The 13,374-nt window shown below is 63.5% G+C and carries 18 protein-coding genes; 11 read left to right on the forward strand and 7 right to left on the reverse strand.

Going from position 1 to position 13,374, the window contains the following annotated elements; translation table 11 throughout:
* Positions 1-29: 29 nt before the first annotated feature.
* The gene (locus tag J2W22_RS06200; RefSeq protein ID WP_307117376.1) at positions 30-872 is read right to left on the reverse strand and encodes a LysR family transcriptional regulator; all 843 of its coding nucleotides are present in this window, start codon (positions 870-872) and stop codon (positions 30-32) included.
* 135 nt (positions 873-1,007) lie between these two features.
* Here J2W22_RS06200 and J2W22_RS06205 point away from each other — a divergent pair, with 135 nt between their 5' ends.
* Both J2W22_RS06205 and J2W22_RS06210 read left to right on the forward strand, forming a co-directional pair.
* Positions 1,008-1,718 (forward strand): SDR family NAD(P)-dependent oxidoreductase, encoded by a 711-nt coding sequence (locus tag J2W22_RS06205; RefSeq protein WP_307117377.1) that lies wholly within the window; start codon positions 1,008-1,010, stop codon positions 1,716-1,718.
* 23 nt (positions 1,719-1,741) lie between these two features.
* Positions 1,742-1,981, forward strand: coding sequence for a tautomerase family protein (locus J2W22_RS06210; protein WP_307117378.1), 240 nt, complete (start codon positions 1,742-1,744; stop codon positions 1,979-1,981).
* A 56-nt stretch (positions 1,982-2,037) separates the two neighbouring features.
* Here the strand turns inward: J2W22_RS06210 and J2W22_RS06215 are convergent, their stop codons facing one another.
* Positions 2,038-3,474, reverse strand: coding sequence for an NAD-dependent succinate-semialdehyde dehydrogenase (locus J2W22_RS06215; RefSeq protein WP_307117379.1), 1,437 nt, complete (start codon positions 3,472-3,474; stop codon positions 2,038-2,040).
* Between the two features lie 1,364 nt (positions 3,475-4,838).
* Here J2W22_RS06215 and J2W22_RS06220 point away from each other — a divergent pair.
* Together J2W22_RS06220 and J2W22_RS06225 are read left to right on the forward strand one after the other, a co-directional pair.
* A complete protein-coding gene (locus J2W22_RS06220; protein WP_307117380.1) occupies positions 4,839-4,994 on the forward strand; it encodes a hypothetical protein in 156 nt (51 codons plus the stop codon).
* Between the two features lie 109 nt (positions 4,995-5,103).
* Entirely contained in the window at positions 5,104-5,610 is a 507-nt protein-coding gene (locus J2W22_RS06225; RefSeq protein WP_307117381.1) for a hypothetical protein, read from the forward strand.
* Positions 5,611-5,692: 82 nt separating this feature from the next.
* On the opposite strand, the gene J2W22_RS06230 is transcribed toward J2W22_RS06225, so the two are convergent.
* The gene (locus J2W22_RS06230; RefSeq protein ID WP_307117382.1) at positions 5,693-5,866 is read right to left on the reverse strand and encodes a hypothetical protein; all 174 of its coding nucleotides are present in this window, start codon (positions 5,864-5,866) and stop codon (positions 5,693-5,695) included.
* A gap of 250 nt (positions 5,867-6,116) precedes the next feature.
* Here J2W22_RS06230 and J2W22_RS06235 point away from each other — a divergent pair, with 250 nt between their 5' ends.
* Positions 6,117-6,278, forward strand: coding sequence for a hypothetical protein (locus tag J2W22_RS06235; RefSeq protein ID WP_307117383.1), 162 nt, complete (start codon positions 6,117-6,119; stop codon positions 6,276-6,278).
* Between the two features lie 307 nt (positions 6,279-6,585).
* Here the strand turns inward: J2W22_RS06235 and J2W22_RS06240 are convergent, their stop codons facing one another.
* On the reverse strand, positions 6,586-7,344 hold the full coding sequence (locus J2W22_RS06240; RefSeq protein ID WP_307117384.1) for a Crp/Fnr family transcriptional regulator: 759 nt from the start codon (positions 7,342-7,344) through the stop codon (positions 6,586-6,588).
* 277 nt (positions 7,345-7,621) lie between these two features.
* Here J2W22_RS06240 and J2W22_RS06245 point away from each other — a divergent pair, with 277 nt between their 5' ends.
* Positions 7,622-7,921, forward strand: coding sequence for a hypothetical protein (locus J2W22_RS06245; protein ID WP_373422942.1), 300 nt, complete (start codon positions 7,622-7,624; stop codon positions 7,919-7,921).
* 52 nt (positions 7,922-7,973) lie between these two features.
* Here J2W22_RS06245 and J2W22_RS06250 read toward each other — a convergent pair whose 3' ends face one another.
* Positions 7,974-8,165 carry a hypothetical protein gene (locus tag J2W22_RS06250; RefSeq protein WP_307117386.1) on the reverse strand — a complete coding sequence of 64 codons (192 nt, stop codon included), beginning with the start codon at positions 8,163-8,165 and terminating at the stop codon, positions 7,974-7,976.
* Between the two features lie 429 nt (positions 8,166-8,594).
* On the opposite strand from J2W22_RS06250, the gene J2W22_RS06255 reads away from it, so the two are divergent.
* Together J2W22_RS06255 and J2W22_RS06260 are read left to right on the forward strand one after the other, a co-directional pair.
* On the forward strand, positions 8,595-9,653 hold the full coding sequence (locus J2W22_RS06255) for a sensor histidine kinase (RefSeq protein ID WP_307117387.1): 1,059 nt from the start codon (positions 8,595-8,597) through the stop codon (positions 9,651-9,653).
* A 246-nt stretch (positions 9,654-9,899) separates the two neighbouring features.
* Positions 9,900-10,457: a glycine zipper 2TM domain-containing protein gene (locus J2W22_RS06260; RefSeq protein WP_307117388.1), complete on the forward strand. Its 558-nt coding sequence runs from the start codon at positions 9,900-9,902 to the stop codon at positions 10,455-10,457.
* A gap of 857 nt (positions 10,458-11,314) precedes the next feature.
* Here J2W22_RS06260 and J2W22_RS06265 read toward each other — a convergent pair.
* Together J2W22_RS06265 and J2W22_RS06270 are read right to left on the reverse strand one after the other, a co-directional pair.
* Positions 11,315-11,728 (reverse strand): hypothetical protein, encoded by a 414-nt coding sequence (locus tag J2W22_RS06265; protein ID WP_307117389.1) that lies wholly within the window; start codon positions 11,726-11,728, stop codon positions 11,315-11,317.
* 52 nt (positions 11,729-11,780) lie between these two features.
* Positions 11,781-11,915, reverse strand: a complete 135-nt coding sequence (locus tag J2W22_RS06270) for a hypothetical protein (protein ID WP_307117390.1) — start codon at positions 11,913-11,915, stop codon at positions 11,781-11,783.
* A 410-nt stretch (positions 11,916-12,325) separates the two neighbouring features.
* Here J2W22_RS06270 and J2W22_RS06275 point away from each other — a divergent pair, with 410 nt between their 5' ends.
* From J2W22_RS06275 to J2W22_RS06285, 3 genes are read left to right on the forward strand one after another with little or no spacing between them, the layout of a single operon-like run.
* A complete protein-coding gene (locus J2W22_RS06275; protein WP_307117391.1) occupies positions 12,326-12,814 on the forward strand; it encodes a hypothetical protein in 489 nt (162 codons plus the stop codon).
* Positions 12,807-13,079 carry a hypothetical protein gene (locus tag J2W22_RS06280; protein WP_307117392.1) on the forward strand — a complete coding sequence of 91 codons (273 nt, stop codon included), beginning with the start codon at positions 12,807-12,809 and terminating at the stop codon, positions 13,077-13,079. The genes J2W22_RS06275 and J2W22_RS06280 overlap by 8 nt, the downstream gene beginning before the upstream one ends.
* On the forward strand, positions 13,076-13,282 hold the full coding sequence (locus J2W22_RS06285) for a helix-turn-helix transcriptional regulator (protein WP_307117393.1): 207 nt from the start codon (positions 13,076-13,078) through the stop codon (positions 13,280-13,282). Before J2W22_RS06280 ends, J2W22_RS06285 begins: the two co-directional genes overlap by 4 nt.
* Positions 13,283-13,374: the final 92 nt, after the last annotated feature.

A 13,374-nucleotide genomic window follows, 5' to 3' on the forward strand; every position in this document is an offset into this window, starting at 1 on the left:
GAGACCCGCTGCGCTGACCGGCCGCGGCGTCACTCGAACAGCGTGCGCGCCGCGGCGAACAGGCCGAGGACCTCCTCGACGACGAGGCGGATCGCCGGGCTGTGGCGGTCGCGGCGCCGCGTCAGGAGATAGACGTCGCGCGGCGCGGGCGCCGGGCCGATCGCGCAGGGCCGCAGGCTCGGCTCGGCCCGTCCGATATAATGCGGCAGCAGCGCGATACCGACGCCCGAGCGCGCGGCGATCGCCTGGGCATGCTGGTTGCTCGCGCGGAAGGCGAGCCGCGCGCGGGGGAAATGGCGGCTGAGCCACAGGGCTTCGGGGAGATGCGCATCCGCTTCGTCGAACCCGATGAACACCGGCGCCTTCGCGTCCCAGCGTCCGCACGCCCCTTCGGTGCCGTAATAGCCATAGCCGATGGTTCCCAGCTGCCGGGCGATGATGTCGCCATCCTCCGGCCGGCCGACGCGGATCGCGATGTCGGCCTCATGCCGCTCAAGGCTTACCGAGCGCAGGCTGGTGGCGAGATCGATGTCGAGTGCCGTGTGGCGGGAGGCGATCCCGGCCAGCCCGGCGGTCAGGAAGGCGGCCGCCAGCGCGGGCGGTGCGTTGACCCGCACCAGGCCGGCCGGCGCACCATCGCCCGCGCCGCGGATGAGCGTATCGGCGGCGCGCTCCATCTCGCTCGCCGCCTCCAGCGCATAGCCGCCGGCAGCGGTGAGCACATAGCCTTCGGGCCGCCGTTCGAGCAGCTTCTCGTCCAGGTCCGCCTCCAGCGAATGGAGCCGCCGCGCGATGGTGGCGTGATTCACCGACAGCGCCCGTGCGGCGGCCGAAAGGCTGCCATGGCGCGCAACGGCAAGGAACACCCGCATGTCCTGCCAGTCTGGCTCTGTGCGTTTTCTATCAGCCACCGTGCGAAGATAGCCAATTTTGCGTGAGGCACCAGCCTCCTAGCTCTGGGCCACGGCGCTCCCCTGGCGCCGCGGCAACAGGCAGGAAGAAACATCATGTCGGACATTCAGAAGGTCGCCATCGTGACCGGCGCCTCGCAGGGCCTCGGCCTGGGCATCGTCAACGCATTCCGCGCGCGCGGCTACCGCGTGGTCGCCAATTCTCGCTCGATCGCGCCGTCGGACGATCCCGGCCTGATCGCCATCCCCGGCGATATCGGCGATCCCGCGACGGCGAAGCGGCTCGTTGAAGAAGCCGTCGGCAGGTTCGGCCGGCTCGATACGCTGGTCAACAATGCCGGCATCTTCATCGCCAGCCCGTTCACCGACTACAGCGAGGACCAGTATCGCCAGAAGCTGCGCACCAACCTCGACGGCTTCTTCTTCACCACCCAGGAAGCGATTCGGGTGATGGAGAAGCAGGGCAGCGGCCATATCGTCCAGATCACCACTACCCTGGTGGACAATGCGGATTCGCGCATTCCCTCGGTGCTGGCCTCGCTCACCAAGGGCGGGCTCGACGCGGCGACGCGCAGTCTGGCGATCGAATATGCGGCGCGCGGCATCCGGGTGAACGCCGTGGCGCCCGGCATCATCAAGACCCCGATGAACCCGCCCGAGATGCACGAGACGCTGGCTGCACTTCACCCGATGGGCCGGATGGGCGAGATCGAGGATATCGCGCAGGCCGTGCTCTATCTCGACGACGCCAAGTTCGTGACCGGCGAGATCCTCCACGTCGATGGCGGCCAGATCGCCGGACACTGAACCCGCAACCGAGGAACAAGATCATGCCTATCGTCACGATCCAAGTCACGCGGCAGGGAACCGTGCCCGGTGCCGATCGCACTACCGACGCGCAGAAGGCTGCGCTCTACAAGGGTGTGAGCGACCTGCTGCACCAGGTCATGGGCAAGCATCCCGACGACACCTTCGTCGTCTTCCAGGAAGTCGAACTCGAGGACTGGGGCCGCGGCGGCGTGCCGGTGCGCGAATGGTTCGCGCGGACCAGGCCGGCGGGAGCGGGCTAGGACCGGGCCGGCAGCGGGGCGCGTTGCGCTTGTCGTCAACGCGCCCCGCCCGGCGCTCAGCTGATATGGACGGCCTTGGTGATCATATGGCCTTCCACACCCTCGGGCCCGTCTTCCGATCCGAAGCCGCTTTCCTTGATCCCGCCGAACGGCGCGTCAGGCCAGGAAGTGCGGACATTGTTGATCACGACCATGCCGGACTCGACCGAGTCCGCGAGCAGGTTCTGCCGGCGGCCATTCTCGGTGAAGCAATAGGCGGCAAGGCCATAGGGCAGGCGGTTGGCATGGCCGATCGCCTCCTCGACGCTGCCGAAGCGGGCGAGCAGGGCGAGCGGGCCGAAGGGCTCGTCGTTCATCGCCGCGGCCTCGATCGGCACGTCGCCGAGCACGGTCGGCTGGAAGAAGAAGCCCTCGCCTTCGCCGCGCCCGCCGCCGGCGAGCAGCGTGGCACCGACGCTGCGGGCATTCTCCACCAGCGCCTCGATCGTGCCGGGGCGGCGCGGATTGGCGGTCGGGCCCATGTTGATGCCGGCCTCGCGCCCGTCGCCCATCCTGATCCGCCCGGTCCGCTCGGCAAAGCCGGCGGCGAAGCGGTCGTAGATCCCTTCCTGCACATAGAAGCGGGTCGGCGAGACGCAGACCTGGCCGGCGTTGCGGAACTTGTGCGCGACGAGCGTGTCGAGCGTCTTCTCCACATCGCAATCGTCGAACACCAGCACCGGCGAGTGGCCGCCCAGCTCCATCGTCATCCGCATCACCGTGTCGGAGGCGAGCTTCATCAGATGCTTGCCGATCGGCACCGAGCCGGTGAAGCTGAGCTTGCGGGTGACCGGCGAGGCGAGCAGCGTGCGCGAGACGGTGTCGGGCACGCCGAACACGATCTGGCAGACATCGCCCGGAAGCCCGGCATCCTGGAAGCACTTCATCACCGCGATGGCACTCGCAGGCGTCTCCTCGCTTGGCTTCAGGATCACCGAGCAGCCGGCGGCGAGCGCCGGCGAGATCTTGCGGACCGGATTGATCACCGGGAAGTTCCAGGCGCAGAAGGCCGCGACAGGGCCGACCGGCTGCTTGAGCACCAGCGAGCGCAGCCCCGGCGCGCGCGGCAGCACCTTGCCATAGTTGCGCAGCGCCTCACCGGCATGGAATTCGAGCAGCGCGGCGGAATAGAGCGCCTCGCCGCGCGACTCCGCCAGCGGCTTGCCCTGTTCGAGCGTGGCGATCTGGGCCAGCTCCTCGGCGCGCTCGCGCAGCAGCGCGGCGGTGCGCAGCAGCACGGCGGCGCGCTGCTCGGGCGGCGTCGCGCGCCAGGTTGCGAAGCCGCGCTCGGCGGTTTCGAGCGCATCGGCCAGGTCTTGGGCATTGGCCAGCGGCAGCTCGCCGATCGTCTCGCCGGTCGCGGGGTTGAGCACCGGCTGGGTCTCGCGCCCCGCCGGGCCGCGCCACTCGCCGCCGATATAGAGGTTCAGATCGGGGAGCACTCCAGCGGTCATCTCAAAGCCTTTCGCGAACATCCGGCAATTGATTCCGGCGTGTTCCCATCGGCTTTGCTGGCGGCCTTGTCGAGAGCGGTGGCTGGGTAGCCCGTCGCGTCGACAATGTTGGGAGAGGTGGTGGGTCCGATGCCTACTGGGGGCCCGGTCAGAAATGGCTGAAATCAGCCTTCCTTCGTGCCGACGATCACAAAACTACCCCTGCCAATACCCCCGGAAAATAATTCGTATGTAGCGTGTGTTCGGTGCCTCGGAACCGGCGAACCGCCACCCGCAGCACAAACATCGTTTCAAATCTCATGAACTATGCAATGATGCTTTTAGGCGGGGGCCTTTGGTACGTGGAGTAAATGATGGTCCTCGCTCTCACCCTGGCCGGGTTAATCGCCGTGGCTGTCGTCTACGGATTGCTCGAGCGTTCCAAGCGCCTTCGTCGTGCTTCATACAAGATCGACGTGCGTCGGAGGTAGTTCCGCGGCTAACGGATGACGCACGCGTAGTTGAGAGGACGTCTGTTCTTTCGATGAGACCCGTCTATCGTGCTCTGCGCGATGATACTTCGAATCCTCCTCGCCATATCTGCATCAATCACACTCGCGGCTTGTGGTAAAAGCGAGTCCGCGTGCGAGCGCGCGACGAGAGCCACTTTATCGGCGGGGAGCGAATACCAGAAGATCGCAGCAAAAGAGGAGCCTGGGAAAACGCCCGTGATGACCTATTGGGTCATCGATTATTTTGTAACTGCGCCGAACGGAGCGCGGCGACGGGAAACGGTGCACTGCTCTTACGTTTACGATACCGGCGAGGCGATCCCGCACCGGATCGCTTCAACCCCGGCGCCGTTGTGAATAGCGGTGTAATTCACCCGCAGACATAGCCTTCGTGGAGTCCCTTTCTGCAAGCAACCCATCTGCCCGCTGAACGCCGAAGGTGAAACGTGAACTCACCATCCCTAGGCAGGTCCATGTGCGCAATGTAGCGGATCGTAAGAGTGCGCGACGGCGGGCGCCCTTTTAGGACCTTGGATATTTTCAGGTCAGCGACCATGATTGCTGACAGACTGAACTCGCTGTCGAGCGTCTCGTAATCTCGGGTGGCTACATGCCCCTTTACGATGAGATCACCAGGCCGGAACCGAGCCTTCTCCTGGGTCACTTCAGCTGGGGCTGATTGCGACAGAGCGACCGATGCGAGGGCAAGCAGGAGCTTCATAGCTGCCGGTGTAACCACGCCTTGAGGGGTTGCAAACGGTCCGATAGCCGAGCGGATTGCAGCAATCTCCATATCCCACATCCCCGCCGATCGGCGCCAATCCGGTGTGACTAATGGGTGAATTTTGATCGGGCACCGGCTATGATCGGGACATGGCTGAAGACAAGACCCCGCCTGCCGAACCCGCGGATGCCGAGCGTGAGTCCGTCAAAGACGTTTCCGAAGCTCTCAGGGAGCGTCTGGGCGAGCCAAAAAAGGTTCGCGTGCAGCTTGCCGACAACACTGCCAAAGGTCGTAAGAGCGGTTAGGCGCTAGCCAGTTGTCAATCCGACGAATGGCTTTTTGATCTCGCGAGGGACCATTGCGGATCGGAAGGCGGGCATTGCACCGGCGGCAGATACCTCGATAGTCAGCTCTATGGACTGGTCGCAAATCGCTTCCGACTTCGAGGCAGACGGTTCCCTGCGGGACATCTACATCCTCGACACCTCGTTGGAAGATTGGGCAAGCGTCTGGGCGATCCTTACGGCCGCCTCGGGCAGCCTATTGTTCAACGTGGACGGCGAGTCTTGCTCGCCACCAGTCGACGTCGGGGAGGCCTTTGCCCTTCGCCTCAACCACTCTGTAGCTGCCTCCTACACTCTCGGTAGACAGCGGCTAAACTGCCACTTCTTCACGGAGGAGGAAGTGGAGTTCGACTTTGACCCACGCCAGGTCGACGGTCCCCAAGAAGCTGAGCACCTGGAGCAATTTTTGTCTGAACTGGGACGCGCGACATTAAAGGAGGTGCGCCTGACGCTCGAAAACGCGCCGGACGCCATAATCGCTCGCTACGAACCAAGCCGCGGGCAAGTCGTGTGGATCCCCGCTGCGGCGAACGTAAAAGCGATGTCGCCCAGTCAGGCAAGCTCCGCGGGCCTTTGACCGTCTTGGCCGCGGGAGGGCGCTCCCTATACCTCTCAGCAATTGGGGCGTTGGGGATCGAGCCGGGGTCATGATCGCCGAATCAGGACGAGCCTGCTTCGTCCCGACGCTGCCTGCTCTTGGCCTCGTCCGCTCGCATCTGGTAGAGCTTGGCCAGTTCCCGGTGAATGCGCGCGGTGCTGCGCTGGCCCAACGCTTCTGCAATCTCAAGTTCTCTCGCTGCACGCGCCCGGTAATACTCAATCGCATTTGACATGGGGTCGATCTTCGTTCTCCCATCCTATTGTCCGCACGAACCTTCTGAAACATGAAGTAGTTCCGTCGGTTGGGATTGCTCACGTACTTAGGACACGGCTCGCGCAGACGGCGTCCAGGCGGGAACGCGCATGACCCGTCAACCGAAGGACATGCCTCGCCCTTTGAAGGTTGAACGAATTTGCAGATATAGTGTTTTCGCCAGAAGGAGTTGAGCCTTGAGTGCGGACCGTATTGTCGCAGTAGCCCTTTTGACCCAGCTTGAGGCAGACCGCCTCAAGGGCACTCTGGAGCATTGCTATCCGGTACCGGACGAAGGCACGTTCGATCATTTGCTGGCGCAGCTCGACGGCGTGGACATCGAGGCATTCGGCAAGGGGGTGGTGATCCGTCCCACGGTCCCGACCAGGTAGGCAGTGCCTAATCTCTGCCAACGACCTTACATATATTTGATGTCCACAGCTGGGGCGTTAGCGCTTGACCGTTCCTAGCCGGTCAAATTGTGACCGGAATGGCTGAGGATGGGTGGAAGGCCTTCCGTTGCTAAACGCCTATTCGCGCGCTTGCGGATACGTCCAAGCTTTATGTGGTCGGAAGGCTTGAAGAGGGAGCCTCCCGACCACGCGCCCGAGGGGAGCGGTCTCAACCTGCCGCCACCGCCCCGGGGGCGCGACAACCTAAGTTACACAGCGTCAACTAAATCGGCTGCGAAAGCCAGACCTAGGATAAGTCGAGCAGGCGGAGGCTTTCGTCGGACGTTGCCGGAATATGGAGGTAGTTCGGCCGAAACTCGCCGGCTGCCACTAGCCTTCGCCAGTGCAGAATGTGCGCTTCGCGATCGTGAAGGACGACGAGATTCTCTTCTCTCAGTCCTCTCAGCACCCGGTTTACATGCACCGGGGTCAAGCCGGTGATGTCCGCGAGGTGCTCCTGGGTGAGCGGCATCGGAAAAACGATCTTTCCTGCGACCTCCCGGCTTCCGGAGCGAAGCGCAAGCTCGCAGAATAGATGAGCAATACGGGTCTTCGAATCGCGCCTCCCGATGTTGACCATCCACTGCCTCGTTATGTCGGCTTCGAGGGCGGCTTCGCGCCAGAGTGCCTCTGCGACGCCCGGCAGCCGGGCTGCGACCCTCCGCAGAGCCGTTATTGGGACGCGCGCGATTGTCGTCGGGACCAGCGCAATATGACCTGATGAGGACCGCAGCTGCACGATAGAGCGAGGGTTGACCGGATCACCTGGCAAATGAAGGGCGGTCAACAGCCGTGCGCCTTCGTCCGTAATGTCGAAACGAGCGGCCAAGCCGCTCGAAACAATGTCCACGTGCTGGACGATCTTCCCTGCCTCGATGAAGGCCTGACCCGGAAGGAGTGGGCGCGTATCGTATGGAAGGCCTGCGAGGGCGGCGCGTTCGCCAGGCATGAGAAGCGTGCGCGCTGCCAGACGGGAGGTGAACGATTCGAGTGATAGTTGAGCCATGCGGCGCTCCGGATGCGGAGCCCTATCACGGACAATCTCCGCGGTCGGTGAAATAACCCAGGTTAAAATCGGTTCCCCAGAAGCCGGTATGGGAGAGAATTTGAGGTTGCTTTGAGCGTGGCCTTTTGCCGCCGTGAGCGGGCTTGCGGCTCTCAAGTCGTGCATCGGACGAGCCAAAACCTGCGGCCTTCCCCGCCGCCTGCGCTCCATCCGTGACGCGAGGCCTTCTCAAGGCTATGGCGCCAGCATGCGGGAACGACATCAGATAGCGCTTCGGATGCGCGACGTGGGTGCAACCTTTCAGAAGATCGGCGAGGCGCTCGGCGTGAGCCCGAGCCGCGCGAACGAGATCTACAAGCGGGCGCTCGTCGTGCAAGAGGAGGAAGCGGCTGGAATGGGCGTGCAGGCCATCAGGATCCTGCGCGACTATCGGGGCGATCTGCACGAGCTTGCGTCCTTCGCTGAACGAGACCCTCATGGCGCGTGCACGTTGCTGATCCAGGAGCCCAATTGCCTTCGCCGGCACGCGTATCAAATCATCGCTTGGCTCAAGGCTGGCAACCGCAAGAAGCCTTGAGTGAGGGCGGGATCGGGGACCAGGCGACGGCTACGCAGCCCGCGTCGTTAGCTCAGTGTAGGCCACTTCCATTCTTCAGCTGAGGCACAGGCTGTCCCGCTATCAACGACCGCAGCTTACGCTCGTAGTGGCGCGCAAATTCGGTGTGAATACGATAGGTGGCCGGCTCACCAGCGCGCTCAGCTTTTTCGCGTTCTTCCTCAACCCGGCGGCTGAAATATTCGATGTCCGACTTGAGTGCCATTGCGCGCTCCGTGTGCCCCCCAGAGCCCGACTCGATCCTAGCCGATGAAGCGGAAAGCCGCCATCCCGGCCCCTCCCAAGCTCCGGATTCGCATGCAAATTTCGCTCGCGACGAGGGCCGTTATTAGGCCGTGGCCCTCTAAAGCAGCCCGTCGGCTAGCGCCCCACTAGACGCCGTTCGGCTGAATGTCGCCGATCCCTAAAGCGATCGTCGCTGTGGTGCCTACGATGTCAATTTCGCCGCCGTGATGACCGCCTGTCTTCTTAGCTATAAGCTACGCTGTCGGCGACCGTCCGAATAATAGCAAGGTTTGCCCTGGGCATGTGCTATGATTCCAGCAAGGCCGAGTCCGCCATCACTCATGCGTGCGGCCGTGTGCTCTACATAGGACTTCATTCCGGAGAAACCTGGGGGCCGAAAGGACTCCACGTGCCCGACACAGCATCCGAAGCTCCCGAGCTGAGCCTCAATCTTGCCATGGCCGTAGTCGCATCGTCGCATGCGCCGGTGTTGCTCCTCGACGAGAATCGCGTTGTGGTCGGGGCCAGCGAAGCCTTTTGCGATGCCTTCGGCATCGATGCCCACACCATCGCAGGCCGTGAGTTCGCCAAGCTGGGTGCCGGCGAATGGGCTGTCGCACAGCTCCAATCGCTGCTGAAGGCGACTGCGTCCGGCTTAGCCGAAGTTAAGAACTACGAGTTCGACCTGGAGCGCGAGGGACGCGCGTCGCGCTGCCTGGTTCTGAATGCCCATAAGCTCAATTATGGCAGGGGCGAACCGGTCAGGCTTTTGCTCGCCATTGCCGACGTAACCGATGCCCGGATCGCGGAAAAGATGACCGAGGATCTGATCCGCGACAAAGGGATGCTCCTTCAGGAGCTCCAGCATCGCGTCGCCAACAGCCTTCAGATCATAGCCAGCGTGTTGATGCAGAGCGCTAAGCGGGTGCAGTCCGAGGAGGCGCGCGCACATCTGCACGAGGCCCATCACCGCGTGATGTCGGTGGCCGCCATCCAGAGGCTGCTCGCCGTGTCCTCGATCGACCGCGTCAGGCTCAGGCCATACTTGACCCAGCTGTGTGAAAGCATTGGCGCATCGATGATCCACGATCCCGGTCAGATCAGCCTCAACGTCACCAGCGACGAGAGCAGCGTGAATGCCGAGGTGTCGGTCAGCGTCGGTCTGATTGTCACCGAACTCGTCATCAATGCGTTAAAGCATGCCTTCCCCGAAGGGCGGCGGGGCAAGATCATGGTGAACTATGGTAGCCGGGGGCCCGTCTGGAGCCTGTCGGTGGTGGACGATGGCGTCGGCATGCCGAAGCAGCCGTCCGGGACGCCTAAGGCGGGCTTGGGCACCAACATCGTCCAGGCACTCGCCAAACAACTCGAGGCGCATATCACGATCTTCGACGCGACACCCGGAACGGCGGTATTGTTGGAGCATGGCGAGGGCGGTCCTGGCACAGAGCCCGTCGCCGCTGTCTAAGCATGGCCACCGCCTCGGCGGGAACTACGGCGGACTTATTGGTCAAAGGGCGGTTCGTCCTCGGCGACACGAAGCGCGCATTCGGCGGGCGCTGGAGGATGTATTCTAGCATACTCGAATAACGCCAATGATAATTATTGGCGATCGTAAAATAAAATTTGCAAATTATATTTGATTTTATTTTGGGCTTTTACGCAGGGCGAGCCGTTCAGTACCTGATTATATCCGTAGTTAGGAACAGAGATCATGAAAAACATATATCTTGCGGTCGCCATATTGGTCGTCGCGGCTCCCTCCTGGCCCGCGCTGGCACAGCCCAATCAACCTCGAAACGAACAGCGCGGGGACCTCCGCGCGGCCGATCAGGAATATCATGGGGACCGCGATGCCGACAATTCACGCGAGGGTCGCAAGGCCCAGCGTGCGTATGCACGCAACCTCGCGGAAGCCAATCGCAACGCGCGACAGGCCAATCGCGGCTGGCGCAGATACGCCAATTATGACTGGGATCGCCGCGAACCCGGAATGAACCGCTATGACGCTGGGCGCTACTATCGCAGCGGCAACTACTATCGTACCCGGACGCTTGCCGCGAACGACCGCATCTATCGCGGCCAGAACGGGCGCTATTATTGCCGTCGTTCGGATGGCACGACGGGGCTGATCATCGGCGCCGCCGCCGGCGGACTGCTCGGCAATACCCTCGTGCGCGGCGACAGTCAGGTCCTGGGAACATTGGTCGGCGCTGCCGGCGGTGCGTTTGCAGGTCGAGCGATCGAGCGGGACGGCGTTCGCTGCCGATAAAGCTAGGCATCTCACAGGGAGGATGGTGGGAAACCGCCACCTCCTTCGAGAGGCCGGTGCCGGTATCGGGTGATCTGAATCGCCCTTGCCAGACCGAGTGCAAGAACTCCAGGCGCTGGAATTACCCATCGAACTGTACCTTTTCATTACCTGCATTCTGGCCGCAGTAATCGCACTGCTTGTCAGCGTGTGTGTCTGGACGCTGTGGAATGACGCGCGCCAGCGCCGGATCGCTCGGCGAAGTGAGCTATGATGGCTGGTGATTGGACAGTCTCCTCAACATGCTCGGTGTTCGCGGGGCCACGGCCTCCGAGGCTGAACGCAATCTCGGGCAATTCTCGCCTCCTGCGGCTTCCGCAGGATTTCCGACGCCATTGCCGCCGGATCCCGGAACTCCGCTAAACGACCGCTTCCGCCGGACCGCTTGCCGATAGCGGCCAGGAAGAATCACCCCTTCTCCGCCGTTCAGGCATCGCCGGGTTGATTTAGAAGCCGCCGGGCGGCTTCCGCCCCAAACACGACGTTCAGGAGGCCAGTCCCGCCGGGAACGGCTAGGGCGATCACCGCGACCATACACCAGAGGCTGCTGCCCCCATGCATTCTGGTGCAGGTACTAGCCGAATCATGCTTGTTCCCTTTATGTTCAGCCTGTGGACTACAACGATCCTCGAGCGCTACAGCACGCACTAGCCATCCTGCGTGAGAGCATCGCCGAAGGCCCAGGGAGGCCGTTGACGACTTGCGAGAAGCTGGCGTGCCGAATGCTCCTGCCGGTCGTCGGCCGACGCGCGCTGGTACATTTCTGCGAGACGGTCGAAGGGGCGAACCCGCTCTACCGGAAGTCACACTTGGCGCTGTCATGCGCTTCCATTGAGCGCGACGTGCAGCGGTATCTCAAGACCTGCAAATAATGGGGATGAGCCGAGGGCTCGTTGCAACGACGTATGGGCAGCATCGCTCCGCTCAATCGCCAACGTCACCCGCGCCGTGTCCGCCGGCGCCATCGCGGTTGCCGCCGGATAGGTACTGCGACCCGCGGCGAGTACGCCGAAGGCCAGGCGGTCGCCATCGGCGAGTTTGGCGCGGGTCGCCGGGTCGAACGCGCCGACGCTAAAGGCTGTCATTTCCGCCACGACGGCATAGCCATTCTCTATGCTGGCTGCGCGGTCCGCCGCCTTGGCGATGCTCGCCTCGGTGGGCGGCCGCACCTCGAACGAAGCGCACGCCGAAAGGCTCGCCACGAGGGCGAGCGCGAGGAAGAACCTCTTCATGATCGTCTCCTTGGGTTGCCGCGGAACCGCGCGGCGCGGTGTCAGAGAAGGGCTAGAGCCCGATCCGCTTCAGCTCGGCCGTCACGTCGAAGCTCGGGCAGGCCTTGGCCACGTTCGGCCAGTCGCGATGGCCGCGGATGCGCGCGCCGGGATATTGCGCGCGCAGCTTGACGAGCCGCGCGGCCATGGCGGCTTCCGCATCAGCAAGGCAGAGCCTGTTCGGCCGCGCCGCCAGCACGGCACGTTCGCAGAGGCAGAGGCGGAAGCCCGGCGGCTCTCCCGGGCAAATCCGGGAAGCGCCTTCGTCATTGCACAGGAAGTGGCCCGGGTCGTCAGCACCGGCCCTGGAGGTGAGCGGATATGACCTGCTCTACCTGCCAGCACTTCCTCAGCCGGGGCGTCATCGACGCCTCGGCTGAGCCCGGCGATCTCAAGGGGCCCCGTTGGACGGGCGTGTGCCGGCGGCATCCGCCCCGGATCGAGAGCGTCACCTGGGCTGAGTCCACCCCCGAGGGGTTCTCGGTCTTTCCCCTTGTCCACCCTGACCAGCACTGCGGCGAGTTCAGCGCCGCGGTGCCGCTGTAGGAGTTCCCTGACATGCTAGGTGTTTTCGACGCCAGTCGCGGCTGGGTGCCGTTCAGCTCGATCGCCCGCGCCAAGCCGTCGACTAATCAGTACGGCACCGAGGTGGCTGATTTCATTCTTACCGATGGCACTGAGTTGAAAAACTTCGGCCCGATATGGGAGGGGCTCTGGAGGCTGCCGACGCAGCTCATCCAAGCCGAGCCGGGATGGAAACTGTGTGACATCTGGGTCGAGGGTGAGCCCGGCATGCGTCTCACGCCGATCATTGCCTGGGCATATTGTGTCGACGGAGAAATCCGTCCGGTCACGCCCTGCGGCATCAATGACGGGCTCGCCGACCCAGCAATGGGCATCTTCGTCCAGCGGCCGGATGGGGCGGTCGAGTCCGCTTCGTCCTGGGGGGATGGCGGCACATTCCACAACCCCGCGCACCTGCTCGACCACTATGTTGCTCGTGAGCAGGCTCGGCGGCGTGAGGCTGAAGGTGCTGCCAATGCCTGACCCGCGAACCTGCGCTGCGTGCGCCTGGTGGAAGAGGTCGGCACCGAAGCTGGCCAATGCCCTGCGGGATCCGTCCGCCTCGGAGGTGGTCGGCGTCTGTCACCTCAATCCCCCGGTGGTCGTGCAGGGCAACGCGGCCTTCCCGGTGACCCTCTACCCCGAGACGCACGAGAGCCGCTTCTGTGGCTCTTGGCGGGATGCTTCCGACGGCCCGACCGGAGGAGCGCGGACGGTGGTCGAGTTCAAGCCCAGGGAGGCTGCATGATGTCCGCGCAAACGCCGAATTCCGACGCCTTCGTCCGGCTTCCGCAGGTTATCCAGCGAACCGGCCTGTCGAAGGCGACCATCCGCCGCAAGGAGCTGCGGGGCGAGTTCCCGCGCCGGCATAAGATCAGCGCGAATGTCGTCGCCTGGTACGAGAGCGACCTGCAGCGGTGGCTGCGGTCGCCGATGTTTTGGGAGGGGTAGGGTGAGCCCCGCGGCGCCGGTTTAGTTTGGCGTGATGTGGCTTCTTTGTCATCAGCAGCGACAAGACGGGCTGAGCGTTCCGTCACAGCAGG

The organism is Sphingomonas kyeonggiensis, assembly GCF_030812785.1.
Classification (GTDB): Bacteria; Pseudomonadota; Alphaproteobacteria; order Sphingomonadales; family Sphingomonadaceae; genus Sphingomonas; species Sphingomonas kyeonggiensis_B.

What these genes read in the sequence shown, in the direction of transcription:
- J2W22_RS06200 (WP_307117376.1), bottom strand. Translation starts at nt 872, where the DNA reads ATGCGGGTGTTCCTTGCCGTTGCGCGCCATGGCAGCCTTTCGGCCGCC.
- J2W22_RS06205 (WP_307117377.1), top strand. Translation starts at nt 1,008, where the DNA reads ATGTCGGACATTCAGAAGGTCGCCATCGTGACCGGCGCCTCGCAGGGC.
- J2W22_RS06210 (WP_307117378.1), top strand. Translation starts at nt 1,742, where the DNA reads ATGCCTATCGTCACGATCCAAGTCACGCGGCAGGGAACCGTGCCCGGT.
- J2W22_RS06215 (WP_307117379.1), bottom strand. Translation starts at nt 3,474, where the DNA reads ATGACCGCTGGAGTGCTCCCCGATCTGAACCTCTATATCGGCGGCGAG.
- J2W22_RS06220 (WP_307117380.1), top strand. Translation starts at nt 4,839, where the DNA reads ATGGCTGAAGACAAGACCCCGCCTGCCGAACCCGCGGATGCCGAGCGT.
- J2W22_RS06225 (WP_307117381.1), top strand. Translation starts at nt 5,104, where the DNA reads ATGGACTGGTCGCAAATCGCTTCCGACTTCGAGGCAGACGGTTCCCTG.
- J2W22_RS06230 (WP_307117382.1), bottom strand. Translation starts at nt 5,866, where the DNA reads ATGTCAAATGCGATTGAGTATTACCGGGCGCGTGCAGCGAGAGAACTT.
- J2W22_RS06240 (WP_307117384.1), bottom strand. Translation starts at nt 7,344, where the DNA reads ATGGCTCAACTATCACTCGAATCGTTCACCTCCCGTCTGGCAGCGCGC.
- J2W22_RS06245 (WP_373422942.1), top strand. Translation starts at nt 7,622, where the DNA reads ATGCGCGACGTGGGTGCAACCTTTCAGAAGATCGGCGAGGCGCTCGGC.
- J2W22_RS06250 (WP_307117386.1), bottom strand. Translation starts at nt 8,165, where the DNA reads ATGGCACTCAAGTCGGACATCGAATATTTCAGCCGCCGGGTTGAGGAA.
- J2W22_RS06260 (WP_307117388.1), top strand. Translation starts at nt 9,900, where the DNA reads ATGAAAAACATATATCTTGCGGTCGCCATATTGGTCGTCGCGGCTCCC.
- J2W22_RS06265 (WP_307117389.1), bottom strand. Translation starts at nt 11,728, where the DNA reads ATGAAGAGGTTCTTCCTCGCGCTCGCCCTCGTGGCGAGCCTTTCGGCG.
- J2W22_RS06270 (WP_307117390.1), bottom strand. Translation starts at nt 11,915, where the DNA reads ATGGCCGCGCGGCTCGTCAAGCTGCGCGCGCAATATCCCGGCGCGCGC.
- J2W22_RS06275 (WP_307117391.1), top strand. Translation starts at nt 12,326, where the DNA reads ATGCTAGGTGTTTTCGACGCCAGTCGCGGCTGGGTGCCGTTCAGCTCG.
- J2W22_RS06280 (WP_307117392.1), top strand. Translation starts at nt 12,807, where the DNA reads ATGCCTGACCCGCGAACCTGCGCTGCGTGCGCCTGGTGGAAGAGGTCG.
- J2W22_RS06285 (WP_307117393.1), top strand. Translation starts at nt 13,076, where the DNA reads ATGATGTCCGCGCAAACGCCGAATTCCGACGCCTTCGTCCGGCTTCCG.